The organism is Frigoribacterium sp. 9N (genome assembly GCF_902506305.1).
In the GTDB taxonomy this organism is placed as follows: Bacteria; Actinomycetota; Actinomycetes; order Actinomycetales; family Microbacteriaceae; genus Frigoribacterium.
This window is the reverse complement of the sequence record NZ_LR733392.1, coordinates 2,062,876-2,088,779: the sequence shown is the minus strand read 5'-3', so window position 1 is coordinate 2,088,779 and position 25,904 is coordinate 2,062,876. Positions and strand designations below refer to the sequence as shown.

Annotated in this window: 26 protein-coding genes, 1 pseudogene and 1 riboswitch; of the genes and pseudogenes, 17 read left to right on the top strand and 10 right to left on the bottom strand. The window is 71.7% G+C overall.

Going from position 1 to position 25,904, the window contains the following annotated elements; translation table 11 throughout:
• The 5 genes and pseudogenes from ARTHRO9V_RS12835 to ARTHRO9V_RS15815 all read left to right on the top strand — a co-directional run.
• On the top strand, window positions 1–830 hold an 830-nt coding region (locus ARTHRO9V_RS12835), incomplete at its 5' end, for a carbohydrate ABC transporter permease (protein WP_201298943.1).
• A 4-nt stretch (window positions 831–834) separates the two neighbouring features.
• Window positions 835–2,556, top strand: a complete 1,722-nt coding sequence (locus tag ARTHRO9V_RS12830) for a beta-N-acetylhexosaminidase (protein ID WP_201298942.1) — start codon at window positions 835–837, stop codon at window positions 2,554–2,556.
• A gap of 22 nt (window positions 2,557–2,578) precedes the next feature.
• Window positions 2,579–3,364, top strand: a complete 786-nt coding sequence (gene nagB / locus ARTHRO9V_RS12825; protein ID WP_056043373.1) for a glucosamine-6-phosphate deaminase — start codon at window positions 2,579–2,581, stop codon at window positions 3,362–3,364.
• 100 nt (window positions 3,365–3,464) lie between these two features.
• A pseudogene (locus ARTHRO9V_RS15820) lies at window positions 3,465–4,910 on the top strand (amidohydrolase family protein); the annotation flags it as partial.
• Window positions 4,911–5,105: 195 nt separating this feature from the next.
• Entirely contained in the window at window positions 5,106–5,651 is a 546-nt protein-coding gene (locus ARTHRO9V_RS15815; RefSeq protein WP_236557101.1) for an MOSC domain-containing protein, read from the top strand.
• Window positions 5,652–5,726: 75 nt separating this feature from the next.
• Here the strand turns inward: ARTHRO9V_RS15815 and ARTHRO9V_RS12815 are convergent, their stop codons facing one another.
• Complete coding sequence (locus ARTHRO9V_RS12815; protein WP_054147090.1) at window positions 5,727–6,116, bottom strand: DUF2256 and DUF3253 domain-containing protein; 390 nt, start codon at window positions 6,114–6,116, stop codon at window positions 5,727–5,729.
• Between the two features lie 228 nt (window positions 6,117–6,344).
• Between ARTHRO9V_RS12815 and ARTHRO9V_RS12810 the strand changes: the two genes are divergently transcribed.
• A complete protein-coding gene (locus tag ARTHRO9V_RS12810) occupies window positions 6,345–7,013 on the top strand; it encodes a DUF805 domain-containing protein (protein WP_159827740.1) in 669 nt (222 codons plus the stop codon).
• A gap of 313 nt (window positions 7,014–7,326) precedes the next feature.
• On the top strand, window positions 7,327–8,622 hold the full coding sequence (locus ARTHRO9V_RS12805; protein WP_159827737.1) for an MFS transporter: 1,296 nt from the start codon (window positions 7,327–7,329) through the stop codon (window positions 8,620–8,622).
• Between the two features lie 91 nt (window positions 8,623–8,713).
• On the opposite strand, the gene ARTHRO9V_RS15895 is transcribed toward ARTHRO9V_RS12805, so the two are convergent.
• Window positions 8,714–8,839, bottom strand: coding sequence for a hypothetical protein (locus tag ARTHRO9V_RS15895; protein ID WP_255349713.1), 126 nt, complete (start codon window positions 8,837–8,839; stop codon window positions 8,714–8,716).
• Between the two features lie 145 nt (window positions 8,840–8,984).
• The gene (locus ARTHRO9V_RS12800; protein ID WP_159827734.1) at window positions 8,985–9,470 is read right to left on the bottom strand and encodes an Asp23/Gls24 family envelope stress response protein; all 486 of its coding nucleotides are present in this window, start codon (window positions 9,468–9,470) and stop codon (window positions 8,985–8,987) included.
• A 210-nt stretch (window positions 9,471–9,680) separates the two neighbouring features.
• On the opposite strand from ARTHRO9V_RS12800, the gene ARTHRO9V_RS12795 reads away from it, so the two are divergent.
• On the top strand, window positions 9,681–11,249 hold the full coding sequence (locus ARTHRO9V_RS12795) for a cryptochrome/photolyase family protein (RefSeq protein WP_159827731.1): 1,569 nt from the start codon (window positions 9,681–9,683) through the stop codon (window positions 11,247–11,249).
• Between the two features lie 167 nt (window positions 11,250–11,416).
• Window positions 11,417–12,013 carry a hypothetical protein gene (locus ARTHRO9V_RS12790; RefSeq protein WP_159827728.1) on the top strand — a complete coding sequence of 199 codons (597 nt, stop codon included), beginning with the start codon at window positions 11,417–11,419 and terminating at the stop codon, window positions 12,011–12,013.
• A gap of 132 nt (window positions 12,014–12,145) precedes the next feature.
• Here the strand turns inward: ARTHRO9V_RS12790 and ARTHRO9V_RS12785 are convergent, their stop codons facing one another.
• Together ARTHRO9V_RS12785 and ARTHRO9V_RS12780 are read right to left on the bottom strand one after the other, a co-directional pair.
• Entirely contained in the window at window positions 12,146–13,315 is a 1,170-nt protein-coding gene (locus tag ARTHRO9V_RS12785) for an SGNH/GDSL hydrolase family protein (RefSeq protein ID WP_159827725.1), read from the bottom strand.
• Between the two features lie 58 nt (window positions 13,316–13,373).
• Window positions 13,374–15,065 carry an ABC-F family ATP-binding cassette domain-containing protein gene (locus ARTHRO9V_RS12780; protein ID WP_159827723.1) on the bottom strand — a complete coding sequence of 564 codons (1,692 nt, stop codon included), beginning with the start codon at window positions 15,063–15,065 and terminating at the stop codon, window positions 13,374–13,376.
• Window positions 15,066–15,144: 79 nt separating this feature from the next.
• Here ARTHRO9V_RS12780 and ARTHRO9V_RS12775 point away from each other — a divergent pair, with 79 nt between their 5' ends.
• Window positions 15,145–15,330 carry a PspC domain-containing protein gene (locus ARTHRO9V_RS12775; RefSeq protein ID WP_054147120.1) on the top strand — a complete coding sequence of 62 codons (186 nt, stop codon included), beginning with the start codon at window positions 15,145–15,147 and terminating at the stop codon, window positions 15,328–15,330.
• A 122-nt stretch (window positions 15,331–15,452) separates the two neighbouring features.
• On the opposite strand, the gene ARTHRO9V_RS12770 is transcribed toward ARTHRO9V_RS12775, so the two are convergent.
• Window positions 15,453–15,929 carry a DUF2017 domain-containing protein gene (locus tag ARTHRO9V_RS12770; protein WP_233568450.1) on the bottom strand — a complete coding sequence of 159 codons (477 nt, stop codon included), beginning with the start codon at window positions 15,927–15,929 and terminating at the stop codon, window positions 15,453–15,455.
• Window positions 15,926–16,231 (bottom strand): ATP-dependent Clp protease adapter ClpS, encoded by a 306-nt coding sequence (clpS, locus tag ARTHRO9V_RS12765; RefSeq protein ID WP_123571211.1) that lies wholly within the window; start codon window positions 16,229–16,231, stop codon window positions 15,926–15,928. Before clpS ends, ARTHRO9V_RS12770 begins: the two co-directional genes overlap by 4 nt.
• A 60-nt stretch (window positions 16,232–16,291) precedes the next feature.
• A riboswitch (ZMP/ZTP riboswitch) is annotated at window positions 16,292–16,375 on the top strand.
• A 44-nt stretch (window positions 16,376–16,419) separates the two neighbouring features.
• On the opposite strand from clpS, the gene glyA reads away from it, so the two are divergent.
• Together glyA and ARTHRO9V_RS12755 are read left to right on the top strand one after the other, a co-directional pair.
• Entirely contained in the window at window positions 16,420–17,736 is a 1,317-nt protein-coding gene (gene glyA / locus ARTHRO9V_RS12760; RefSeq protein ID WP_082460133.1) for a serine hydroxymethyltransferase, read from the top strand.
• Window positions 17,737–17,798: 62 nt separating this feature from the next.
• Window positions 17,799–18,716 carry a bifunctional methylenetetrahydrofolate dehydrogenase/methenyltetrahydrofolate cyclohydrolase gene (locus ARTHRO9V_RS12755; protein ID WP_159828736.1) on the top strand — a complete coding sequence of 306 codons (918 nt, stop codon included), beginning with the start codon at window positions 17,799–17,801 and terminating at the stop codon, window positions 18,714–18,716.
• 366 nt (window positions 18,717–19,082) lie between these two features.
• On the opposite strand, the gene galK is transcribed toward ARTHRO9V_RS12755, so the two are convergent.
• Both galK and galT read right to left on the bottom strand, forming a co-directional pair.
• Window positions 19,083–20,288, bottom strand: a complete 1,206-nt coding sequence (galK, locus tag ARTHRO9V_RS12750) for a galactokinase (RefSeq protein WP_056043260.1) — start codon at window positions 20,286–20,288, stop codon at window positions 19,083–19,085.
• The gene (gene galT, locus ARTHRO9V_RS12745; RefSeq protein WP_159827720.1) at window positions 20,285–21,388 is read right to left on the bottom strand and encodes a galactose-1-phosphate uridylyltransferase; all 1,104 of its coding nucleotides are present in this window, start codon (window positions 21,386–21,388) and stop codon (window positions 20,285–20,287) included. The genes galK and galT overlap by 4 nt, the downstream gene beginning before the upstream one ends.
• 79 nt (window positions 21,389–21,467) lie before the next feature.
• On the opposite strand from galT, the gene ARTHRO9V_RS12740 reads away from it, so the two are divergent.
• A complete protein-coding gene (locus ARTHRO9V_RS12740) occupies window positions 21,468–22,334 on the top strand; it encodes a DeoR/GlpR family DNA-binding transcription regulator (protein ID WP_236557044.1) in 867 nt (288 codons plus the stop codon).
• A 70-nt stretch (window positions 22,335–22,404) separates the two neighbouring features.
• The gene (locus ARTHRO9V_RS12735; RefSeq protein WP_159827716.1) at window positions 22,405–23,346 is read left to right on the top strand and encodes an aldose 1-epimerase family protein; all 942 of its coding nucleotides are present in this window, start codon (window positions 22,405–22,407) and stop codon (window positions 23,344–23,346) included.
• 663 nt (window positions 23,347–24,009) lie between these two features.
• Here ARTHRO9V_RS12735 and ARTHRO9V_RS12730 read toward each other — a convergent pair.
• A complete protein-coding gene (locus ARTHRO9V_RS12730) occupies window positions 24,010–24,531 on the bottom strand; it encodes a hypothetical protein (RefSeq protein WP_159827713.1) in 522 nt (173 codons plus the stop codon).
• 434 nt (window positions 24,532–24,965) lie between these two features.
• On the opposite strand from ARTHRO9V_RS12730, the gene ARTHRO9V_RS12725 reads away from it, so the two are divergent.
• The 3 genes from ARTHRO9V_RS12725 to ARTHRO9V_RS12715 are packed head-to-tail and all read left to right on the top strand — an operon-like array spanning window position 24,966 to window position 25,862.
• A complete protein-coding gene (locus ARTHRO9V_RS12725) occupies window positions 24,966–25,208 on the top strand; it encodes a hypothetical protein (protein WP_159827710.1) in 243 nt (80 codons plus the stop codon).
• A complete protein-coding gene (locus tag ARTHRO9V_RS12720) occupies window positions 25,201–25,422 on the top strand; it encodes a hypothetical protein (protein ID WP_159827707.1) in 222 nt (73 codons plus the stop codon). The genes ARTHRO9V_RS12725 and ARTHRO9V_RS12720 overlap by 8 nt, the downstream gene beginning before the upstream one ends.
• Before the next feature lie 11 nt (window positions 25,423–25,433).
• Window positions 25,434–25,862 (top strand): hypothetical protein, encoded by a 429-nt coding sequence (locus ARTHRO9V_RS12715; protein ID WP_159827704.1) that lies wholly within the window; start codon window positions 25,434–25,436, stop codon window positions 25,860–25,862.
• The last annotated feature ends 42 nt before the right edge of the window (window positions 25,863–25,904 follow it).

Genomic DNA, 25,904 nt, shown 5'->3' with positions numbered 1-25,904 from the left:
GTCGCCGCCGGAAGCCCCGCTGGGTCAGCAACGCGATCGCGATCGTCTTCAGCCTCGTGTGGCTGTTCCCCGTCTACTGGATGGTCAACACGGCGTTCAAGCCGCGCCCCGAGGTGATGACGGCCACCCCGCTGTTCTGGCCGCAGAACCCGACCCTCGACAACTTCGTCGTCGCGGTGACGCAGTCCGACTTCTTCACGAACCTGCGCAACAGCGTGATCGTCGTGGTCGGGGCCGTCGTCTTCTCGATCGTGCTCGGACTGTTCGCCTCGGCCGCCCTGTCGCGGTTCCGGTTCCGGGGGCGGCGCACGATCATGGTGTTCATCCTGATCGTCCAGATGCTGCCGGCGACGGCCCTGTTGATCCCGCAGTTCCTGATCTTCAACAGCCTCGGGCTGCTCGGCACCTACGGCGGGCTCATCCTGGCGTACGTCGCGTCGACGCTTCCGTTCTCGATCTGGGTCATGCGCGGGTTCTTCCTGGCGATCCCGGTCGAGGTCGAGGAGGCCGCGCAACTCGACGGTGCGAGCACCTGGCAGGTGCTGACGCGGATCATGTTCCCGCTCGTGCTGCCCGGCATGATCGCGACGAGCATCTTCGCCTTCATCGCCGCGTGGAACGACTACCTCGTGGCCTACACGTTCATGAAGGACCAGTCGATGTACACGCTGCCGGTCTGGCTGGCCTCGTTCAGCACGCCGACCAGCGGCACCGACTTCGGCGGACAGATGGCGGCCTCGGTGCTGTTCTCCCTGCCGGTCGTCGTCTTCTTCATGATCATCCAACGCAACCTGGTGACCGGCATGTCCGCCGGCGCCGTGAAGGGCTGACCCCGTGACGACCGACTCCTCGACCCCCTCGACCACCATGCGGGCCGGCACCGCGACCCCCGAGACCGCACCGGTCGCGATCGTGCCGCGTCCTGCCCGGCTGACCCGCGCCTCCGGGGCGTTCCGGCTCGACTCGGCGACGCGCGTCTCGGCGCCCGACGAGCTGGCCGGCGTCGTCGCCTGGCTGCAGCAGGCGCTGCGCCCCGCGACCGGCCTGCCGCTCCGCGAAGGCAGCGCCGACGGGACCGGCATCTCGTTCGACCTGGACGCCTCGCTCGGTGCCGAGGCCTACCGCCTGGAGGCGCGACCCGCGGGGGTGCGCATCACCGGTGGCGACGCGGCCGGTGCGTTCCACGGGGCGCAGGTGCTGCGACAGCTGCTGCCCGCGGCCGCGTACCGGACGGCCCTCGTGACCGGGGTCGACTGGGTCGTGCCCGCCGTCGACGTCGAGGACCGTCCACGCTTCGGCTGGCGCGGCACGCACCTCGACGTCGCCCGGCACTTCCTGCCCAAGCGCGACGTCCTGCGGTTCGTCGACCTCATGGCCCTGCACCGGCTCAACACGCTGCACTGGCACCTCACCGAGGACCAGGGCTGGCGCATCGAGATCACGAAGTACCCGCGCCTGACCTCGGTCGGCGCGTGGCGGGGGTCGTCGCAGGTGGGGGCGGGGCCGGACGCGACCCAGGACGGTCGACCGCACGGCGGTTTCTACACGCAGGACGACATCCGCGAGGTGGTCGCCTACGCCGCGGCCCGCCACATCACGGTCGTGCCCGAGGTCGACGTGCCCGGCCACTCGATGGCGGCGATCACGGCGTACCCGCACCTCGGCGTCGGCGCCGTCGAGGTCGGGGGGACGCCCGTGGCGGCGCCCCGGCAGATCGCCGTGGGGACCGAGTGGGGCATCTTCGAGGACGTCCTCAACACCGAGCAGACGACCGTCGACTTCTACACCGACGTGCTCGACGAGGTGATGGAGCTCTTCCCGGGCACCTGGATCGGCATCGGCGGCGACGAGTGCCCCAAGGCGCAGTGGCGGGCCGACCCGCGCACGCAGGAGCTCATGCGGGACCGCGGCCTCGCCGACGAGGAGGAGCTGCAGGCGTGGTTCATCGGGCGGCTCGACGCGCACCTCACCGCGGCCGGGCGCCGCACCTTCGGGTGGGACGAGATCCTCGAGGGGAACGCCACGATGTCACCCGGCGCGACGGTCGCGTCGTGGCGGGGCATGACCGGCGCGATCACGGCGGCACGACGCGGCTACGACGTCGTGGCGTGTCCCGACGACCAGGTCTACCTCGACTACCGGCAGTCGGACGGGCCCGACGAGCCGATCCCGGTGTCGATCCCGCTCACCCTGGCCGACGTGTTCGCGTTCGAACCGGTGCCCGCGCAGCTCACCGAGGACGAGGCCCGTCACGTGCTCGGAGGCCAGGCCAACATCTGGACCGAGCACATGGACTCGCCCCGCACCGTCGACTTCTTCGCGTTCCCCCGGTTGTGCGCCGTCGCCGAGGCGCTGTGGACGACCGAACCGCGGGACTTCGACGACTTCTCCACACGGCTCGCCGTGCACCTCGGACGCCTCGACGCCCTCGGCGTCGAGTACCGGCGGGAGTCGGGGCCGCTACCGTGGCAGCAGCGTCCGGGCGTGCCCGGGCGGCCGGCCTCACGCGAAGAACGCGAGGCGTACATCGCGTCGGTCGTGGCCAACATCGTCTGACGCCTCGGCAGCAAGGAGCCCCATGGAGATCGTCATCGTCCGCGACGCCGACGAGGTCGGCCGTGTCGCCGCCCTCAAGATCGCGTCCGTCGTCCAGCGCGACCCCGAGGCCGTGCTGGGCCTCGCGACCGGGTCGTCGCCCACCGGCATCTACGCGTCGCTCGCGGCCCGGGTCGCGGCGGGCGAGCTCGACTTCGGCCGTGCCTCCGGGTTCGCGCTCGACGAGTACGTCGGCATCCCGCTCGAGCACCCCGAGAGCTACGCCTCGGTGATCGAGCGCGACGTCGTCGTGCCCCTGGGCATGGACGCGTCGAAGGTCCACGTGCCCGACGGGCGGGCCTCCGACGTCGAGGCCGCGGTCGTCGAGTACGAGCGGGCCATCGCCGACGCGGGCGGCATCGACATCCAGATCCTCGGCATCGGGGCGAACGGGCACATCGGCTTCAACGAGCCCACCTCGTCCTTCGCGTCGCGCACCCGCATCAAGACGCTCGCCCCGCAGACCCGGGCCGACAACGCCCGGTTCTTCGACGACCCGTCGCAGGTGCCCACGCACTGCCTGACGCAGGGGCTCGGCACCATCCTCGACGCGCACGAGGTCGTGCTCGTGGCGCAGGGGTCGTCGAAGGCGTCGGCGGTCGCGGGCATGGTCGAGGGGCCGCTCGGCGCGATGTGCCCCGGCAGCGCGTTGCAGTTGCACCGGCACGCCACGATCGTCGTCGACGAAGCCGCGGCGTCGCTGCTGCAGCTGGCGGACTACTACCGCTACACCTATGCGAACAAGCCCGTGTGGCAGCGCTTCGAGTAGCGCACCCGTCCCGGGACGACCGCGGAGCTCCCGTGACGGCGGCGTCCCCGTGACGGCGGCGTCCCCGTGACGACGGCGTCCCCGTGACGACGGCGTCCCCGTGACGACGCTGGTGCTCGCGGGCGGGACGGTCTGGGACGGGTCCGGAGGCGCGGGTCGCGTCGCGGACGTCGTCGTGCGCGACGGCGTGGTCGCGGCCGTGGGGCCCGGGGCCGCGGCGTCCGTGGGTGACGGTCGCCGCGCCTCCTCGTCCGGGGTCGAGGTGGTCGACGCGAGCGGACTCGACGTGCTGCCGGGCTTCGTCGACGTGCACGCGCACGACGACGCCGCGTTGTTCCGCCCGGGAGGGGTCGCCCCCAAGACCGGGCAGGGCGTGACGACCACGATCGTCGGCAACTGCGGCCAGGGTGTCGCGCCGTCGCCGACCGATCCTGACGACCGTTCGCTCGAGGACTACTCGCGGCCGGTGCTCGGCGGGTTCCCTGCGCGACGATGGGCGACGTTCGCCGACTACGTGCGGACGCTGGCCGAGGGCGACGCCGACGGCACCTTCGGCCTGCACGCCGCGACCCTCGTCCCGCACGCCCCGCTGCGGGCGGGCGTGCTCGGCTTCGACCGCCGACCGGCCGACGGCGTCGAGCGGTCGCTCATCGCGGCGTCGGTGGGCGAGGCGCTCGACGCCGGGGCGCTCGGCGTCTCACTCGGCCTCATGTACGCACCCGGCGACGCCGCCGACCGGCCCGAACTCGTCGCCCTGGCCCGGGAGTGCGCGGTGCGGGGCAAGCTGCTGGTCGCCCACGTCCGCAACGAGGCCGACGGACTCCGCGACTCGATCGACGAGCTGGCGTCGCTGGGGCGTGAGACCGGGGCCGCCGTCCACGTCAGCCACCTGAAGGTGACCGGGCCGCGGAACGTCGGCGGCATGCCCGCGATCGTGGAGCACCTCGACGCCCTGCGCGACGACGGTGTCGACGTCAGCGCGGACGTCTACCCCTACGACGCGGGCAGCACGACGGTCGCGTCGCTGTTCCCGCCGGCCACGGCCGACCACGGGGTCGAGAGCCTGCTCGAGGCGCTCCGACCCGGCACGCGCTCGCGGCGGCAGGTGCTCGACGGGTTGCTCGAGCCCTGGGCCGGATCGACGCTCGAGAACCAGTACGCCGCGATCGGCCCCGAGCGGATCTCGGCGGCGGGGTTCACGCGACCCGAGCACGCGGGCTTCGAGGGCCGGCCGCTCGCCGAGATCGCCGAGGCGGTCGGTGCCGACCCGCGCGAGGTGCTCGCCGACCTCGTCCTCGCCGAACGGGGCGCCTTGACCGTCATCGTGTTCCATACCGACCTCGAGGGCATGCGGACGGCCCTGGCGTGGCCGCACACCCTGGTCGGCTCGGACGGGCTGCCGCGCGAGACCGGCACCGTGCATCCCCGCCTGTACGGGACGTTCTCGCGCGTGCTCGACGAGTACGCCGGGTCGGGACCGCAGGCCGTGCTGTCGCGGGGCGAGGCGATCGCGCGCATGTCGACCCGCGCCTCCTCGCGGTTCGGGTTAGGGGGCACGGGTGCCAGTGCCAGTGCCAGTGCCAGTGCGGGTGCCGGTGCGGGCGGCATCGGCGGTGGCGGTGGCGGAGGTGGCGGCGGTGTGGGCGGTGGCCGGGCAGGAGGCGCGGGAGCGGTGCTGCACCGTGCGCCCGAGGTGCGCGTCACCCTCGACCCCGGCGGCCGACGCGGGCAGACTGACGGCATGACGCGCGCCTCCGTCCTCTCGGTCAACGTCGACGACGTCCACCGCTTCAGCAAGCCGCCCGTGGAGCGGGTCACCCTGCTCGCCGGGCTCGGCGTCGAGGGTGACGCGCACCTCGGGCGCACGGTGCAGCACCGCTCCCGCGTGGCGCGCGACCCGAGTCAGCCCAACCTGCGGCAGGTACACCTGATGCACGCCGAGCTCTTCGCCGAGCTGGCCCACCACGGCTACGACGTCGGGCCCGGCGACCTCGGCGAGAACGTCACCACCCACGGGGTCGACCTGCTCGGCCTGCCCGTCGGCACCGTGCTCACCCTCGGTCAGGAGGCGCGGGTCGAGATCACCGGACTCCGCAATCCGTGCCTGCAGATCGACCGATTCGAGTCGGGCCTGCTGAAGGCGGTCGTCGGACGCGACGAGGCCGGCGAGCTCGTCCGCAAGGCGGGCGTCATGGGCGTCGTGCTCGCCGGGGGAGAGGTGCGAGCCGGCGACGCGGTCGGAGTCGACCTGCCCGTCGAGCCCTGGTCGGCCTTGCAACCCGTCTGATCCCGATCGGTCGCCCCGATCGTCCTCAGCGTCCCTGGCAGCCCGCTCGCCCCGCGCGTCGTGTCGGCGCCCGGCTCAGGACCGGTGCCGGCGGATGCGGATCGGGCCCTTCGCCGTGGACGGGTCGACCACCGAGCCGCCCTGCGTGATGTCGACCTCGCCCGCGGCGACCAGTCGTCGGGCCGCGCGACGGACGGGCTCCATCAATCCGCGCCAGGCGTCCTCGTCGTCGGGGTGCAGCGACCGCGCGACGTCCGAGGGGCAGATCGTCGAGGTGGCCGCCCGGGCCGCCAGGAGGTCGCGGATGCGCTGCTCGAGCTCGCGGTCCTGCGCCGTCACCTTGCGCTTGCGGCACGCGTCGCTGCAGTACGCGACCTCGTCCCAGTTCGACGCCCACTTCTTGCGCCACTCGATGGTGCGCCCGCACGATCGGCAGGTCTTCGGGTCGGGGGTCGCGGCGCTCATGCTGACAGTCAACGCGGGAGGCGCGGTGTGCGTTCCCGGGGAGGCAGCCGTCGGTCCCTCCGCCGCGGACCGCACCCGCGCCTCCTGATCCCGTGGCACCGCCTTTCGTGCAGCACACCCCGACGAGTCGAGGCGCCCTGCACGAGACGCGGTGCGACGCTGCGGGAGGGGACATCTCGCTCGCGTGGGGGATGGAGGCGCGGGCACGGTCCCCGTATCGTCGTCCCGATGAGCGAGGGCACGGCGGCAGGCACGACGAGGGGTTCGTGGTTCGAGGTCGACCGTCAGCCCCTGCCCGGCGCGACCCCGATGCAGGCTCTCCGGCGGTTCGTCGGCAACGCCTACGTGGTGCACGCCCGCGCGGGCCGGGCCGAGTTCTGGTGGATCTGGCTCTTCCAGACCGTCCTCGCCCTCGTGCTCAACGTCGGCGTCGGGTCGCTGGTGCGCGGTGCGAGCGTGGCCTCGTGGTCGATCGGCGCTTACGGCTCGTCGCTCTTCGCGCCCTGGCCGGTCGTCGTCCTCGGCCGCCCGGCCGGTGCGGGCCCGGGCACCAGCCTGGGCCAGGGCGCGTCCCTCCAGATCGGACAGTTCTCGCTCGGCCCGTTCGGCCCCGCGGGTCCGGCCTGGGGCGGCACGACCTGGGTGGCCCTCGTCTGGGGTCTCTGGTGCCTGATGACCTTCGTGCCCATGGCGACGCTCACCATCCGTCGCCTGCACGCCGCCCGGGCCTGGGGGTGGGGCTGGTTCTGGCTCGGGGCGCTCATCCCGTTCCTGCAGATCGTCGTCGTGTTCATGCTGGCTCGCGAGACCCAGCCGCCGAGCGCCCGCTTCCTGGACCGCGAGCTCGACCGCGACCGCGACCGCGACCGCGACCCCGACCCGCACCGCGCCTCCTGACGCCACTGCACCGCGTTTCGTGCACTGCACCGCGACTAGTCGAGGTGCGGTGCACGAAACGCGGTGCGCCGCCGCACACCGGGCCCCTGGCCAGGCCGGGCGCGAGCGGGTAGGCTCGACCTCGGTCGGGCGGTACTCCCGGCCCCGGGCGTGCACGACAGCGCGCAGTCGGGATCACCATCCTCCCCGAGTCACCCACGGTCACGAACGGCACCTGCCGCGAAGGCCGTGCCGCCGGCAGATCGTCACGATCGGCCGGCCCGTGGCCACCATCGGGTCGAGAGAACGGCGCCCGCCGACCACCCCAGGTTCCATGACACTCGCACCCCCGCGCCCCACCGCGCCTTCGTCCACCCCGTCCGCCCGCTTCCCGTGGGCCGGCCTGATCGCCATCGCCGTCGCCACGTTCCTCTCGATCTCGGGCGAGATGCTGCCGACCGGCCTGCTGCCCGAGATGAGCGCCGACCTCGGCGTCACCGAGTCGAGCATCGGCCTGCTCGTCAGCGTCTTCGCCTTCACGGTCGTGCTCACCAGCACCGGCCTCACCCACCTCACCCGTCGCCTGCCCCGCCACCTGATCGTGGTCGGCCTGATCGTCGTCCTGGCGATCAGCGCCGGGCTCACCGCGATCGCACCGACCTACGAGCTCGTGCTCGCCAGCCGCGTGCTCGGCGGTCTCGCCCACGGCATGTTCTGGGCCATCGGCGGCGCCTACGCCGGTCACCTCGTGCCCCGGGCCCAGGTCGGCCGCGCGCTCGCCGTCGCGATGAGCGGGGGCACCCTCGCGTTCGTGCTGGGCGTCCCGCTCGGCACCGCGCTCGGCCAGGCCCTCGGCTGGCGTGAGGCGTTCGGCATCCTCGCCGGGCTCATGGCGCTCGGTGCGGTCTTCGTCTACAAGTTCCTGCCGCCGGTCGGTCGGGGCACGGCGCACGAGTCGGTGCCGGAGCCGGTGACCGACGCGGTCCCGACGCTGGTCGACGGCACCGCGCCTCCTGCGGGGGCCGTCCGTCGCCGTCGCTCGCTGCCGAGGCCGAGCGTGCTCGGCGTCGTCCTGAGCTGCGTGATCACGGCGGTCTTCATGATCGGCCACTACTCGTTCTTCACCTACATCACGCCTTACCTCGTGCGCTCGACCGGTGTGTCCGAGCAGGGCCTGGCCGCGTGGCTCTTCGCGTTCGGCGTCGCCGGGGCCGTGGGACTCGGCATGGTCGGGTGGTTCCTCGGGGCGCGACCGCGGGTGAGCATCCCGATCGGCGTGGCCGTGGTCGGACTGGCCGTGACCGGCATGCTCGTGTTCGAGGGCATGCTCGTGCCGTCACTGGTGGCCTTCGTGCTGTGGGGCGTCACGTTCGGAGCGCTGCCGCCGCTGTTCCAGACCCGGATGCTGCAGGTCGCCCCCGAGCGGATGCGCGACCTCGCGAGCGCCTTCTACACGACCGGCTTCAACGCCGGCATCGGCGGTGGAGCACTGATCGGTGCCCTCGTGCTCGACGGGTCCGGGCTCGACTCGCTGCCCGTCCTCTACATCGTGGTCGCCGCGGTGGTGTTCGTCGCCGTGCTGGCGAGCGACCGCCTGCTCGCCCGGCGGTCGGCCCGCCCCGCCGCCTGAGCGGCGCTGCCGGGACGAAAAGGACGCAGGAGGCGCGACTGGCGTGAGTCGCGCCTCCTGCGTCCGAGGCGGTGCGGATGGTGCTGGTGGGTCAGCGACGGCGACCGGGCTGCTGGTAGCCGCCGGCCTGGCCGTTGCCGCCACCGCGCTTGTTCATGATCTTCTTGATGACGAAGCCCACGATGAGCGGGGCGAAGCGTCGGAGCAGTGATGCCATGGGGTGCCTCCTGGGGCGATGGTGCACGGGTCGTGCGGTCGAGCCGGTCGGCTCGGTGGGGTGCGGCCCGCGGTGCTGCGGGGACGATCGTGTCGGGACGACCGCCGCGGGTACCAGTGAACTCGCTGTCTACTGAACCCGCTGTCTACTGAACCCGCTGCGAGTCGTTCGTGCCGTCCGAGTCGTCGTCCTGTCCGGCGATGAAGATGTCGCTGACCTCGATGTTGATCTCGACGACCTCGAGCCCGACGAGCTGGGTGATGGCGTCGGCGACGGCCTGGCGGACGTCGTCCGCCACCTGCTGCACCGACAGCGGGTAGTCGACGACGAGGCTGAGGTCTGCGGCGGCCTGGGTCTCGCCGACCTCGACCTTGACGCCCTGGCCGTGGTCCTGCTGGCCGACGGCGGTGCGCAGCGCGCCCACGGCACGCGACGCGCCGCCACCGATCGAGTGGACGCCGGGCACCTGACGGGCGGCGATGCCCGCGACCTTGGCGACGACGCCGTCGGCGATCCGCGTGGTGCCTGCGGCGTCGGACGACACGGTCGAGGCACCGTCCACGCGCGCGGCGCCGTCGACGCGCGAGCTGCTGGTCAGGGTGGCGGGGGTGGGAGCGGCGGTGTTCGACATCTCGGGTCCTCTTTCGGCTGGGGGAGTCGTGCGGATGGTCGTGCGGTGGTCGTCGTGCGAGCGGGCGTGTCCGGGCGAACCGGGGCGAACCGGGCGACCCGGGCGAACCGGGGCGACCCGGGCTGCACGTCAATGAGACGCCGCGCCCGCCCCGTTCGTCACGGTGAACATGCTGGCAACCCGCTGAGTGCCCACGTCTACTGTCGGGGCATGCAGCGCACCCGGTGGATCTTCCTCGACCAGCTCGGCCCGCACTTCGACGACGGCGACCCGATGCTGCTGGTCGAGAGCCGGTCGTCGTGGCGGGGCCGCACCCTGCACCGCGCCAAGCTGCAGCTGATCCTGTCGGCGATCCGGCACCGGGCGGTCGAGCTCGGCGACCGTGTCGACTTCCGGCAGGTCGAGCACTACTCCGAGGCCCTCGAGGGGCGGGACGACCTGCAGGTGGTCGACCCCACCTCGTACCGGGCGCGCCGTCTCGTGCGGTCGGTGGGAGCCGAGGTGCTGCCGAGCCGTGGCTTCGTCTCGAGCGAGGCCGAGTTCGCCGAGTGGGCCGCGGGTCGGCAGGGCGGACGCGGTCCGGGCCGGTCCGCAGGCGCGACGGCGGACGCCGACGACGCCCGTCGAGGAGGCGCGGGTCGACCGACCGGCGCGTCCGGCGGTCGACCGGCACCGCGCCTCCTGATGGAGGACTGGTACCGGGCGGTGCGCCAGCGCACCGGACTGCTGATGGAGGGCCCGCAGCCCGTCGGAGGCCAGTGGAACTACGACCACGACAACCGCGAGAAGCCGCCGAAGGGGGCGGCCACTCTCGGGCTGCCGCCGCAGGAGTGGCCCGAGGAGGACGAGATCGACGCCGAGGTGCGGGCCGACCTCGAGCGCTGGGAGCGTGACGGGGTCGTCCGGCTCGTCGGCGACGACGCGCCCCGACGGTTCGCGGCGACCCGGGTCGAGGCGACGGCCGCGCTGGCGGACTTCGTCGAGGTGCGGCTGCCCGACTTCGGCCCGTTCGAGGACGCCACGCTGTCGGGCGACTGGACGATGGCGCACTCCCTGCTCAGCGCCCCCATGAACCTCGGGTTGCTCGACCCGCGCGAGGTCGTCGAGGCCGCCGTCGCGTCGTACCAGGCCGGAGACGCCCCCCTTCGGAGCGTCGAGGGGTTCACCCGGCAGATCGTCGGCTGGCGTGACTGGGTCTGGCACCTCTACTGGCACCTCGGCGAGGACTTCGCGACGACGAGCAACGCCCTCGGGGCGACGCAGCCCCTGCCCGAGGTGTTCGCCGGCCTCGACGTCGAGGCCGTCGAGGCCGAGTGCCTCAGCGAGACGCTCGACGGCCTGCGGCGGCACGGCTGGAACCACCACATCCAGCGGCTGATGATCCTCGGCAACTGGGCCCTGCAGCGCGGGGTTGACCCGGCGGCACTCAACCAGTGGTTCGTCGACATGTACGTCGACGGCACGCCCTGGGTGATGCCGGCCAACGTCGTGGGCATGTCGCAGCACGCCGACGGCGGGATCGTCGCGACGAAGCCGTACGCGTCGGGTGGTGCCTACGTCAACCGCATGACCGACCACTGCGGCTCGTGCCGGTTCGACCCGAAGAAGCGGCTCGGCGAGGACGCCTGCCCGGTGACCGCCGGCTACTGGGCGTTCCTCGACCGTGTCGAGCCGGTGCTCTCGGGCAATCCGCGCATGGGGCAGCAGTTCGCCGGGCTCCGCGGGCTCGCCGACCGCGAGGCCGTCGTCGAGCAGGAGCGCACCCGCACGACCTGGTGAGCCGCGGAGCCCGACGCCGCCGGGGGTCGCACCACCGTCGCGTCGTCGAACCAGCCTCCGGGGTGGTTCGACGACGCGACGACGGTGCGTCCTCGGAGGTGCCCCTCGTTAGGGTGACGGGAGCACCGGGCACAGCGAGTCCGAGGCAGATCACGAGGGAGCCCCCGATGACCACGACCATGCGCAGAACGGCCGTGACGGCCACCACCACGGGCGTGCTCGCCCTCGGCCTGCTGCTCGCCGGCTGCACCTCAGGAGGCGCGGGTGACGGTGACGAGGCCGGTTCCGGTGGGTCATCGGCCGGCTCGACGGAGGGCACCTTCGACGACCTCGCCAGCTGCGACGACGTCGGCTCGGCACTCGGCGGCGTCGTGGACGGCCTGGAGTTGCGCGGCGACAGCACGTTCTCGGGTGACCAGGCGAACTGCCAGTGGGCCACCCCGACCACCGAGGCGACCGACGCCGCCGACGTGACGGCGATCGTCGTCCTCGCCCAGCGCCAGGAGTTCAGCGCCGACGACATCAGCGCCCAGACCTCGCAGATCGAGGGCACCGAGGGCGTCGAGACCGTCGACGACTCGCGCGTCCAGGCGTTCGGCGGCCAGGCCTTCTCGCAGTCGGTGACGCAGCAGGGCATCACGGCCTCGGCCAGCACGGTCCTCTCGCCGCACGGCCTGGTCGCCGTCACGGCGACCGGTGCGGGCGACGCCGCCCCGCTCAGCACCGACGAGACGCTCGACGCCGCCTACGGCCTGTTCGACTGAGCCCCGCCGGGGCGGGCGTCGTCCTCGTGACGCGCCCGCGCCTCCTCGTCCCGCTCGACACGTCGGTCGAGTGGTCCCGAAACGTCCTCGCGTGCGGGCCGAACCACGATTCGGGACCACTCGACGGGTCGCTCAGTCGACGCTGAGCTTCTCGAGCACGAAGTCGGCGATGACGCGTTGTCCGGCGTCGTTCGGGTGCACGCCGTCGGCCGAGAGCAGCGAGGCGACCCCGTCGGCGGGCAGGGCGTCGGCGAGGTCGACGTAGGCGCTGCCGGTCTCGGCCGCGAGGCGCTGCACGACGGCGTCGTACTCGGCGGCATCGCCGGCCAGCCCCTCGGTGAGGTTCGTGCCCGGCACGAACTCGCCCATCAGCAGGACCGACGGCGGGTCGTCGAGGCTCTGCAGGCCGTCGATCAGGGTGCGGTAGTCGTCCTCGAACTGGTCCGGCGTGCGGCTGAACGCGTCGTTGGCGCCGAGGGTGATCGTGACCAGGTCGGGCTTGGTCGCGGCGATCGAGTCGAGGAACCCGGGCAGGTCGGCCGTGAAGGTGCGGGCCGTGGCGCCGGAGCGGGACGAGTCGAAGAGCGTGATGCCGCGGTCGCGATCGCCGTCGAAGGCGGTGAGGCCCTCGAGGTCGACCGGCGTCTGCGCGTGGATCGTCACGGTGTGTGCGCCCGCGTCGAGCCCGGTCACCGACGTGATCCCGCTGGTGGCCATGGAGTCGCGGGTGTCGACCTCGACCGCCTCGCCGTCGTCGACGGTGTAGTCGAAGGTGCCGCGTCCGCTCGACCACCAGAGGTCGAGGTCGGTGCCCGTGAACGGGTACGTGGTGGTCGCGCCGGCACCGAGGGTGACCGCGCGGTAGCCGAGGTCGGCGGTGCGGGACGACGCCGACACCGACCCCTCGCTGCTCGAGGCCCAGCGGGCCCAGGTCGACGCCGGGGGAGCGACGGCGAACGCGGCCGGCCGGTAGCCGACCCCGCCCGGAACGTCGTCGGTCGGGTAGCGCTCGCGCAGGCCGTCGAGGGTCAGGTCGATCCACCGGGAGTCCACGGTCGAGGCGCCCATGCCCTCGGAGATCGAGTCGCCGACGGCGACCCAGCGGGCGGAGTAGTCGTCGCGGGCGTCGAGGGCGGTCGCCCAGTCGGCGAGCTCCGAGGAGGCGCGGGTCGGCTGGGGAGAGGAGGTCCCGTCCGCGGAGGCGCCGCCCGTGGGCTCGCTCGGGGCGGTCGGGCCCGCCGTGCAGCCCGTGAGCAGGGCGAGGGCAGCGGCGACCGCGACCAGTCGGGTGGTTCGGGTCATGACGACGACGGTAGTCGAGGGGCGCGGGGGTCGTTCACCGGCGACGGCGTCGGCTCCCTCACGACTCGGTGACGGTGCCGCCCTCGACCCTCCAGTGGCGATCGAGCCGGACCGTCTCGAGCATGCGCCGGTCGTGCGTGACGAGCAGCAGCGTGCCGTCGTACGACTCGAGGGCCTGCTCGAGCTGCTCGATGGCGGCGAGGTCGAGGTGGTTCGTGGGTTCGTCGAGCACGAGCACGTTGACGCCTCGGGCCTGCAGCAGGGCGAGGCCGGCACGGGTGCGCTCGCCGGGCGAGAGCTCGTCGACCGGACGCGAGACGTGGTCGGCCTTGAGCCCGAACTTGGCGAGCAGCGTCCGCACCTCGGCCTGGGGCCAGTCCGGCACGAGCGCCTCGAACGCGTCGGCCAACGGCACGTCGCCGGCCAGGAGTGCCCTGGCCTGGTCGATCTCGCCGACGGCGATGCTGGCTCCGCGACTCGCGCCTCCTTCGCTGGGGGCCTGGCGGCCGAGCAGGCCGCGCAGCAGGGTCGACTTGCCGGCGCCGTTCGGGCCGGTGATGCCGATGCGGTCGCCGCCGTCCACCTGCAGCGACACCGGACCGAGCACGAACTCGCCCGTCGCGGGGTCGCCCTGGCGGAACACCGCACCGCTGAGGGTCGAGACGACCGAGCTCGACCGGGGTGCGGCACCGATCGTGAACTCGAGCTGCCATTCTTTGCGGGGCTCGTCCACCTCGTCGAGGCGGGCGATGCGGCTTTCCATCTGGCGGACCTTCTGGGCCTGCTTCTCGCTCGACTCGGCCGAGGCCTTGCGACGGATCTTGTCGTTGTCGGGGGCCTTCTTCATCGCGTTGCGGACGCCCTGGCTCGACCACTCGCGCTGGGTGCGGGCGCGGCCGACGAGGTCGGCCTTCTTCTCGGCGAACTCGTCGTAGGCCTCGCGGGCGTGACGGCGGGCCGTCTCACGCTCGTCGAGGTAGGCGTCGTAGCCACCGCCGAAGACGCGGTTCGACGACTGCGCGAGGTCGAGCTCGAGCACCTTCGTCACGCATCGGGCGAGGAACTCGCGGTCGTGGCTGACGAGGACGATGCCGCCCCGCTGCCCCTGCACGAAGCGCTCGAGTCGTTCGAGGCCGTCGAGGTCGAGGTCGTTCGTGGGCTCGTCGAGCAGCGCGACGTCGAAGCGGCTGAGCAGCAGGGCGGCGAGGCCGACGCGGGCGGCCTGGCCGCCGCTCAGGCCGGTCATCGGGCTGTCGGGGCCGACGGCTCCGTCGCCGTCACGGTCGAGGCCGAGGTCGGCGAGCACCTGCGGCAGGCGGTCGTCGAGGTCGGCGGCGCCGCTGGCGAGCCACCGGTCGAGGGCGGTCGAGTAGACGTCGGCGGGTTCGAGGCCGTCGGCTCGGGGCTCCGGGTCGGGGTCGCCGAGGGCGGCGGCGGCGGCGTCCATCTCGGCGGTGGCCTGCGTGCTGCCCGTGCGGCGACCGATGTAGTCGGCGACGGTCTCTCCGGGGACGCGCTCGTGCTCCTGCGGCAGCCAGCCGACGAAGGCGTCGCCGGGGTTGAGGGTGATCGTGCCGGCCTGCGGCTCGTCGACCCCCGCCAGGAGGCGCAGCAACGTCGACTTGCCGGCCCCGTTCACGCCCACCACCCCCACGACGTCACCCGGGGCGACGGTCAGGTCGAGGTCGTCGAAGAGGGTGCGGTGCCCGTGGCCGCCGGCCAGGCCCTTGGCCACGAGTGAAGCGCTCATCCGGCCATTCTCGCGTACCGGGCGCCGGCCCGCGAGGCGGCCCTGGCGCCCTCCAGGCGGGGCTGGCATGCTCGGGGGCATGGCCTCCCTCACCCGTCCCCGCCGCGGCAAGATCATCGCCGGAGTCTGCGCCGCCCTCGCGAACCGCTTCGGCATCAGCGCCTTCCTGGTGCGCCTGATCTTCGTGCTGTCGATCATCCTCCCGGGGCCCCAGGTGCTCGTGTACCTCGTGCTCTGGGTCGTGTTCCCGAAGGAGAACCGCTAGACCTCGTCCCACGGGTCTGCTGATCGCCGGGTCGCGGCCCTCGCCCTGCGGGGCGCCGGGCGCGTGGCGCCGGGTTCGGGCGCCGGGCGCCGGGCGCGTGGCGCCGGGTTCGGGGCGCTGGGTCAGCCCTTGGGCAGGGACCGCAGCAGCGCCTCCTGCAGGTAGCCCAGCCAGTCGAAGACGTGGCCCATCGCCTGCAGCTGTCGGTCACCACCCTCGGGGAGGCCGTCACCCGTGACCCCCAGGCGCTCGCCGAGGGTCAGGCGAAGGTCGTTGAGGGTGCGCAGCCACGACTGCTGGGCGGCACGGTCGAGCGTCGACCCCGCTTCGCCGAGCGTCGCCAGCACCGCCCGGCCGTTCTCGACCTTGCGCCGGGTCAGGTCGTCGGCCGTGAACCGCCGGAACTCGGCGGCCGCCTCGGCGTCGTCGCGGTACGCCGCCGGCAGGAGGCGCGCCAGGGCCGGATCGCCCTCGTCACCGTTCTCGAGCAGCGACAGCAGTTGACCCACCAGGTCGGTGAGCAGGCCCCGCTCGTCGGCGTCGAGCCGCACGCGGATCTCGTCGCCGCCCCGGGGGCGGACGAACGGCACCAGCGTCACGCCTCGTCCTCCTTCGAGAGGGTCGCCCACAGGCCGTAGTCGTGCATCGCCTCGACGTGCCGCTCCATCTCTTCGCGGTTGCCCGTGGCGACGACCGCACGACCCTCGGTGTGGACCCGCATCATCAGGCGCTTCGCCTCGGCCCGGCCGAAGCCGAAGTAGGTCTCGAAGACGTGCGTGACGTAGGTCATCAGGTTGACCGGGTCGTCCCAGACGAGCGTCACCCAGGGGGTGTCGGGCGAGGTCAGGAGGCGCTGGTCGGCCTCCGTTCCCGTGCGGGTGTCGTCGAGGGTGGGGCTCACCCGTCCAGGGTGTCACACGGTCGCCGAGCGGGTTCCCCGTCAGGGGTCGTCTTGTTATGCTGTGCGGGTCGCGACTGGCGTTCAGATGGTCACCATCGGGGAGCGACTGACACACGTGCGTGGCCGTACGCCTGGGCCACGACATCCGACCTCCGTCCGTCCCGTGTGCCAAGGAGTCCTCCGTGACCATCTCCGACCAGACCAGCGCCCAGACCGCCGCCTCGTCCGCCGAGTCGACCGATCGCCAGCCGTCGACCTTCAACCAGCCGCTCTCGGTCGTCGACCCCGAGATCGCCGCCGTCCTCGAGCAAGAGCTGGGGCGCCAGCGCGACTACCTCGAGATGATCGCCTCCGAGAACTTCGTGCCGCGTGCCGTGCTCGAGTCGCAGGGTTCGGTGCTGACGAACAAGTACGCCGAGGGCTACCCGGGTCGTCGCTACTACGGCGGTTGCGAGTTCGTCGACGTCGCCGAGAACCTCGCCATCGAGCGCGCCAAGTCGCTGTTCGGCGCCGAGTTCGCCAACGTCCAGCCGCACTCGGGTGCCCAGGCGAACGCCGCCGTGCTCGCCGCGATCGCCGACATCGGCGACACGATCCTCGGTCTCGAGCTGTCGCACGGCGGCCACCTGACCCACGGCATGAAGCTCAACTTCTCGGGCAAGATGTACAAGGCCGTGGCCTACGAGGTCGACCCCGAGACCTACCTGATCGACATGGACGTCGTCCGTCGCCAGGCGATCGAGCACCAGCCCAAGGTCATCATCGCCGGCTGGTCGGCCTACCCCCGTCAGCTCGACTTCGCGGCCTTCCGTGCCATCGCCGACGAGGTGGGTGCCTACCTCTGGGTCGACATGGCGCACTTCGCCGGCCTCGTGGCCGCGGGCCTGCACCCGTCGCCCCTGCCGCACGCGCACGTGGTCTCGTCGACGGTGCACAAGACCCTCGCGGGTCCCCGCTCGGGCGTGATCCTCTCGAACCACGAGCCCCTGTTCAAGAAGCTCAACTCGGCCGTGTTCCCGGGCCAGCAGGGCGGGCCCCTGATGCACGTCATCGCGGCCAAGGCGACGGCGTTCAAGCTCGCAGCCGAGCCCGAGTTCAAGGACCGTCAGGAGCGCACCATCCGCGGCGCCCAGGCCCTCGCGGCCCGCCTCACGGCCGACGACGCCAAGGCCGCCGGGGTCGACGTGCTGACCGGTGGCACCGACGTGCACCTGGTGCTCGTCGACCTCCGCGCCAGCGAGGTCGACGGCAAGCAGGCCGAGAACCTGCTGCACGACGTCGGCATCACGGTGAACCGCAACTCGGTGCCGTGGGACCCCCGCCCGCCGATGGTCACCTCGGGCGTGCGCATCGGCACGTCGGCCCTCGCCACCCGTGGCTTCTCGGATGACGAGTTCGCCGAGGTCGCCGACATCATCGCGCTCACGCTGATGCCCTCGCCCGACGTCGAGGCCCTCGCGGCCCGCGTCAAGGCGCTGACCGACGCGTTCCCGCTCTACGCGTGAGCGCTGACGTCGCGGCCGGGACTCCGGCGGACGTCGGGGTCGAGGCCTCGTCACGGGGTGCGGTGGGCGTCGAGCGTGCCCGTTTCGTCCCCGGCGTCGACTCGTCCGCCGTGAAGATCGACGGCACGGCTCTGGCCGCCGCCGTCAAGGACGACCTGCGCCTCCGGGTGGACGCCCTCAAGGCCCGGGGCATCGCACCGGGACTCGGGACGATCCTGGTCGGGGCGAACCCCGGTTCGCTGTCCTACGTCGCGGGCAAGCACCGTGACTGCGCCGAGGTCGGCATCGAGTCGATCCGCATCGACCTGCCCGACACGGCGACCGAGGACGAGATCCGTCGGGCGATCGAGACGATGAACGCCGACCCCGCGGTCACGGCGTTCATCATCCAGTTGCCGTTGCCCGCCGGCATCGACCCGACGGCGATGCTCGAGCTCATGGACCCGGCCAAGGACGCCGACGGCCTGCACCCGGTCAACCTCGGCGAGCTCGTGCTGGCCGTGCCCGGCGGCAAGGGGTCGATCGACACGCCCCTGCCCTGCACGCCGCGCGGCATCGTCGAGATGCTGCACGCCTACGACATCCCGATCGCGGGGACGCACGTCACGATCATCGGCCAGGGGCTGACGGTCGGGCGGCCGCTCGGGCTGCTGTTGACCCGCCTCGAGGCGACGGCGACGCTGACGCACTCCCGGACGGTCGACGTCGCCGCCGAGGTGCGCCGGGCCGACATCGTCGTGGCCGCCGCGGGCGTCGCGGGGCTGGTCAAGCCGGACTGGGTGAAGCCCGGGGCCGCCGTGATCGACGTGGGCATCACCCGCGTGCTGAACGAGGAGACGGGCAAGTACAAGCTGCGCGGAGACGTCGATCCGGCCGTCGCCGCGGTCGCGGGCTTCCAGTCGCCCGTTCCGGGTGGGGTCGGGCCGATGACCCGGGCCATGCTGCTGAAGAACGTGGTCGAGGCCGCCGAGCGTCCCTGACGACAGGGCCCGCGGGGCGTGCTGCCGCTGCCCGCACCACGCCCGGAGATGAGCACAGCGCCAGGTTTTCCCCTGGCGCTGTGCTCATCTCGTGGTGCGGTGCCCATCTCGTGGCGCTACGTCGGGGTCGTGCCCTCATCCCGCCACGAATTCGACACGCCGCCACGCAATGACGTGGCGGCGTATTCATCTCGTGGCGGGGAGCACTGCCGCCGCTCCCACCACGCCAGAAGATGGGCACCGCGCCAGGTTTTCCCCTGGCGCTGTGCTCATCTCGTGGTGCGATGCCCAACTCGTGGCGCGATGCCCATCTCGTGGCGCAGCACCCACGCCGTGGCGCTGTGCCCGTGGCAGGGCAGCCCGGCGTCAGGCGTCGCGGCGGGCGCCCTCGGCGGCGTGCACCGTGAAGACGGTCGGAGCCGTGTAGCCGGCCTCGGCGAAGGCGGCGACGATCGCGGCTTCGACGTCGGCGCGGGCCTCGGTGGGGACGAGCGCGATGGCCGACCCGCCGAAACCGCCCCCCGTCATGCGGGCACCCACGGCACCGGTCGCCTGGGCGGTGGCGACGGCGAGGTCCAACTCGGGGACCGAGATCTCGAAGTCGTCGCGCATCGACACGTGCGAGGCGTCGAGCAGATGGCCGATCGCCTGCGGGCCGTCGGTGCGCAGCGTGCGGACGGTGTCGAGCACGCGCTGGTTCTCGGTGACGACGTGACGGACGCGACGGAAGGTCTCGTCGTCGAGCAGCTCTTCGGCCCGACCGAGGTCGTCGGCGTCGAGGTCGCGCAGGGAGTCGACGCCGAGGGCGGCGGCACCCTTCTCGCACGACGCGCGACGCTCGACGTAGCCGCCGGTGGCGTGGGCGTGCTCGACGTGCGTGTCGACGACGAGCACCTCGAGGCCGGCGGCGGCGAAGCCGAGGTCGACGACGTCGGCGTCGAGGCTGCGGCAGTCGAGGAACACCCCCGAGTCGGCCTCGCCCAGCAGCGACGCGGACTGGTCCATGATGCCCGTGGGTGCGCCGACGACCTCGTTCTCGGCGAGTTGCCCGACCGCGGCCAGGGCCGAGCGGTTGACGTCCAGCGACCAGAGCTCGGCGAAGGCCACGGCCACCGAGCACTCGAGCGCCGCGGACGACGAGAGCCCCGCGCCGACCGGCACCTCGGATTCGACGAACAGGTCGAGGCCGGGGACGCCCGACAGGTCGATGGTCGACAGGTCGCCCCCGGCGGCCGCGAACGAGGGTGAGTCGGCGCGGTCGTGTGCGACCGACAACGCCCAGGCGATGCCGAGGGCGTACGCCGACCAACCCGACATCGATGCCGGGTCGAGGTCGTCCAGCGACACCTCGTGCACGCCGCCCTCGAACGACGACGCCACGCGCAGCAGGCGGTCGTCGCGCCGACCGACGGTGACGGTGGTGCGTCGGTCGATGGCGAAGGGCAGCACGAAGCCGTCGTTGTAGTCGGTGTGCTCGCCGATGAGGTTCACGCGGCCCGGGGCGGACCAGCGTCCGGCGACCTCGGTGTCGAAGACCTCGCGGAAGCCCTGGGGAGTGGTGGTGTCGGTCATGATCGCTCGATCGCCTCTCGGATTCGGTCGGCCTGCACCTCGGGGACGAGGTCGCCCACCCAGGCTCCCATCGCCGCCTCGGAGCCTGCCAGGAACTTCAACTTGCTCTCGGCCCGGCGAGGCGAGGTGATCTGCAGCATCAGGCGCACGGTGTCGCGTCCGACGCCGACGGGGGCCTGGTGCCAGGCGGCGATGTAGGGCGTCGGGTCGTCGTACAGGGCGTCGACACCCCGCAGGAGGCGCCGGTACATGACCGCGAGTTCGTCGCGTTCGTCGTCGGTCAGCGCCGCGAAGTCGGGGGCGTGACGGTGCGGCAGCAGGTGGATCTCGATGGGCCATCGCGCGGCGAACGGGACGAAGGCCGTGAAGTGCTCGCCGGCGAGGACGACGCGGGGGCCGGAGCGTTCGCGGTCGAGCAGGTCGGCGAAGAGGGTCGGCCCGTAGGTCTCGATGCTGTCGAGCAGCCGCGTGGTGCGCGGCGTGACGTAGGGGTAGGCGTAGATCTGACCGTGCGGGTGGTGCAGGGTGACGCCGATGGCCTGGCCGCGGTTCTCGAAGGGGAACACCTGCTGGATGCCGGGCAGCGCCGACAGGGCGGCCGTGCGGTCGGCCCAGGCCTCGACCACGGTGCGGGCGCGTGACTCGCTCAGGTCGGCGAACGACCCGTGGGTCTCGGGGCTGAAGCAGACGACCTCGCACCGGCCGACGCTGCGCAGGGTGCGTTCGAGGCCGATGCGGGTCAGGTCGTCGAGGCCCTCGGGAGCGTCGTCGCTCTCGAGCAGCGGCCCGAACGACGGCGAGCGGTTCTCGAACACGGCGACGTCGTAGACGTCGGGGATCTCGGACGGGTTGGTCTCGCTGGCCGGCGCCAGCGGGTCGAGCTCGGCCGGGGGCAGGAACACACGGTTCTGCCGCGACGCGGCGATCGAGACCCACTCGCCGGTGAGGACGTCCTGTCGCATGGTCGCCGTGTCGGGCCGCGGATCGAGCGTGCGCGCGTCGACGCGTCGCTCGGCCGTGAGCGTGGTGTCGGCGTCGTCGAAGTAGATGAGTTCGCGACCGTCGGACAGGACCGTCGCGCGTTTCGTGATGGACGACATCGCGCCTCCTTCAGTTCGGGGCACTCGCTACTACGATTTGCAGTTGCGAAAGTACGTGAAAGCATACGAAACTAGCCGGGTGAACGGCAACTCGACCCCGCCCCCGGTGCCGCAGCCCGCGCCGCTGCCGGGTGAGCGGCGTCGCGACCGCATCGCCGACCTCGTCGGGCGTCGCGGCTTCGTCCGCACGGCCGAGCTGGCGCGCGAGTTCCGGCTGTCCGAGGTGACGATCCGCACCGACCTCGAGAGCCTGGCGGCCGACGGCCTGCTCTCGCGCGTGCACGGTGGGGCGCTGTCCGTCGACCGCCCGGCCGAGCGACCGTTCGAAGAAGAGAGCTCGGTCTCAACCGAGGCCAAGCGGGCCATCGGGGTCGAGGCCGCGTCGCTCGTACGGTCGGGTGACTGCGTCGTGCTCGACGTCGGCACGACCACAACCCAGATCGCGCTTGCCCTGCTCGAACGGCACGACCTCGAGGGCGTCGTGGTCGTGACGAACGGCCTCACCATCGCGCTGGCGCTCGAGCAGGCCGTGCCCCGGTTCACGGTCATCGTGTCCGGCGGCACCCTGCGGCCGTTGCAGCACTCGCTGGTCAACCCGCTGGCGACGAGCGTGTTCGCGAGCGTCACGGCCGACCTGGCGTTCATCGGCTGCACCGGCGTCCACGCCCTCCACGGGGTGACGAACGTCAACCTGCCCGAGACCGACCTCAAGCGCCTCATGACCCAGACCGCCCGCCGGTCGTACATCGTCGCCGACGGCAGCAAGCTCGGCGAGGCCCACCTCGGCGTCATCGGTCCGCTCGACACCTTCGAGGCCCTCATCACGGCGGGGGCCGACGAGGCGCCCGTCGCCGAGCTGCGTCGAGCCGGCCTCGCCGTCGTCACCGCAGGAGGCGCGGGCGAGGTCGACGCGCCTCCTCGCGACCCTGCCCCCTCGCGTCCCTGAGCCCGGGCCCCCGTCGCGGGGCCTCGAGCGATCCCGGACGCCACCGACACCCGAGAGCGAGACTGGAACGATGACGACGAGCAGCCCGACCGGAGAACAGTACGACCTCGCCCTGGAGCACGACGGGCACCGCGTCACGGGTGTGGTCACGCAGGTGGCAGCGGGCATCCGCGCGCTGGCCGTCGACGGCATCGCCCTCACCGAGACCTTCGGTGCCGACGAGGTGCCGCCGTCCGCCTGCGGCATCACCCTCGTGCCCTGGCCGAACCGGGTCGCGCGCGGCCGATGGACGCTCGACGGCCGTGAGCAGCAGCTCGACCTGACCGAGCCGTCCAAGGGCAACGCCAGCCACGGGCTGCTGCGCTACACGGCCTACCAGGTGGTCGACCGCGAGCCCCACGCCGTGACGCTCGGAGCGACGGTGTTCCCCCAGCACGGCTATCCGTTCGAGCTCGACACGAGCGTGCGGCACGAGCTCGTCCCGGACGGCATGGTCGTGACGCACACCATCACGAACGTCGGCCCGGACCGGGCCCCGTTCGCCGTCGGGTCGCACCCGTTCTTCCGTGTGGGCGACCACGATCCGGCGACGCTGACCGTCACGCTGGCGGCCTCGACGCGGTACGAGACCGACGAGGCGAGCATCCCGGTCGGCACGGTGCCGGTGGCCGGCACCGCGTTCGACCTCTCGCAGGGCCCTCGCCTGGGCGACCTCGACCTCGACACGGGTTACCGCGACGTCGAGCCCGACGCCGACGGCATCCGCACGACGACCTTCACGGCCCCCGACGGCTCGGCGACCGAGCTCTGGCAAGACCCGTCGTTCGAGTACGTGCAGGTGTTCACGCCCCGCAACTTCCCCCGGGGCGGGGTCGAGGGGCTGGCCGTCGCCGCCGAACCGATGACGGCACCGGCCAACGCGCTGGCCTCGGGCGAGGGTCTGCGCTGGCTCGAGCCGGGCGAGACGTGGACGGGCACGTGGGGCGTGCGGTACCGGGCGTCCGGCTCATGACGATGACGTGGCGGTTCGTCGCGACTCGCTCGAGGGTCAATGTCCAGAAAACGCGAACCTGAGACCGGCACGATGCCGGGCGCGTAACGTCGAGTGCTGTCTCCCCAGGGTCCCGTAACCCTGGCGTACCCCGTAACGACCGCGTCGGCTTGCCCGACACGTGTCGCGAGGAGGCCGAGCGCCCCTCCCGGCCCGAACCGGAGGGGCGCTTTCTCTCGCCCTCAACAGACTCGTCGAGACGCGGAGGCGGACAAGGCGTAGGTTCTGCGCATGCCAGGTGGGTGGGACCCACCTGAAATCGGGGGACAGGATTCGGGTTCGGTCTCTCGTGGTGGGGCCGCCGCATTCGGGTGCGACGTCGGCCCCACCTTCCTGGTCGGAAGGCGGCCGTCCGTGACGGGCGACGACGTCGGAGCGATGTGGCGACGGCGACGCGTACAGGTGGGCCCCGTGGGGCTCGAACCCACGACCCGCGGATTAAAAGAGGGTGCCGTTAGCTACGCCGAGGCAAACCACGATGCACCGATTCGGACCGCCTATGGCCGCTAAGAGCCTGCAATTGTGGCTATGGCAGCCACACGCAGCGGACGCCGTCGGCGCGTTTCGGATCGTCCCGGATGGCCCCAACGAGGCGCGGTTGGAGGGGTTTTCCGAGGGGTTGGGTTACCCGACCCAGAGGCCCGATAGGAGCTGACCAGCGGCACCCACTATGGCTGCAGCTAGAACTGTGCTCAAAGTCGCCACGAAGACTTGACCTGCCACGCCTAGGGCCTTGGCGCTCCGCTGTCGCTTTCGAGAGCCGCCGACGGCGTCGCGCAGATCATCCGGCCAGCGAAGAAAGGCCGCCAGGAGTCCGACAATGCCGCGCTCCCGACCGAGTGCTTCTTCAAGCCTGACCTGAGTTATGCCAACGACGTACTCGATAGTCGAAACCAAAACTATGGGATCAAGGCTCACGGGGGCATCGATTGCAATTTGCCAGTTGGCTACAGGGTCAATCGCCTGCATCTTTCCGAAGTTTTGGACTTGAAGAGACCCACCGCTTTGTCTTTGGTAGGCAGAGGCAGCAGTGCCTGCTAGCAAGGCTGTGCGCTGCCGCATAGCCATCCACTCAGCTTCGTCGATCTTCGGTACAAGTGCTCTCAGGCCGAAGGCACTCTTCTCCGACGCATTTACGAGTTCCACGAATGCTTGCTGGAAGTCACGGAGTCGCTTCAAATCAGCGCGAATTTGAACAGACGGCCGGGGCATGACTACATGGTGCCTCAGGGCTGTTCGAGTGAGAGCGTGCCACTCAGGCACGACCTAAGCCTGGGGTTGGCTCCGGCCGTCTCGTTCCGCCGCCATGGCACTGCGGAATCGCTGGGCCTCCGAAGGCTCGATGTGCGCCTGGCCGCCGTACTCGGTAGGGGTGTCCTCCGAGTCGGGGCCTTGGAAGTTGCTGTCTGCGGGGGTCATGAGAGCTCCTAATTGTCTGCGCTCATTTTACTGTTCCGGTCTGTCGCACTCCTAGAGCCATAGTGCAAAAAGCCTGTTCAAAGGCTTCTTTGGAGCAAGCCTGAGTAGCGCGGCATAAACATAACGGGGTAAAGTAATGACGTCCGATCAAGGAGGTCAACATGGGCAAACGTGGTCCCCAGCCGCTCGGCAACACCGTCGAGCTGCGCGTCCCTGTGGCGCCTGACGTAGACGAGGCGCTGAACCAGCTCGTGGCAATCAGCGGTCTCAGCAAGGCCCATCTCGTCCGTCAGATGGTGCTCGTGAACTTGAACCAGGCCGGGGCCATTTATCCCGACCTGTTGCGGACACTCACCCCCACCGCGACCCGTGGTCGCAGAAATCTAGGAGCAACCGATGAGTGATCTACCCGCATACAACGGCGCCAACGGGAAGGCCGCGGCTAGCCAGCTCCGTCGTCGAGCAGCGCAGTGGACGGAGAAGGCCGACGCGATCGAGGCAGAGATCCGCGACACCGAAGAAGCGTTCACAACCGCCCTCGCTCGACAGGACGAGTTGCAAGCTACCCGCGACCGCCTCGCCCGCCGCTCGTCCACCGCCACCCGCGTCCCCCGTTAGGAGAAGAGAACATGCCCGCGAACGATCTGCACGACTTCCGCCTGGAAGTACGATCCACCGTCTACCCCAACCGAGCCGCAGAGGACGCTGCCGTCGCAGCCGCCGATGAGTACTCCTTCGACAGGGTTCGCAACTTCGAACGCAGCCTGAAGGCTACTGCCGAGGGGCACATCGCTCGGCAGGAGGGCGTGGTGGCTGATGCCACGGCGGTCACCACGGAGCTGCGGGACGAGCTGTGCTTTCCGCTGGCGTCCGGCACGCTCGACGCTGACCAGCCGACCATCGAGCGCTACCAGAAAGCCTTGTCCAAGGCGACGTCCACGGTTGCGCGCCTGCGTGAAGCTGCAAAGCAAGCCGAGTTCCATGCCGCCCGGTGCGACGACGCCTACGGCACCTACAACGAGACCCTGCGCGCCTACCCGGCGCTCCGTAACCGCTGACAAGTGCGAACGGCCCTGGTTGTCCGCCAGGGCCGTTCTGAA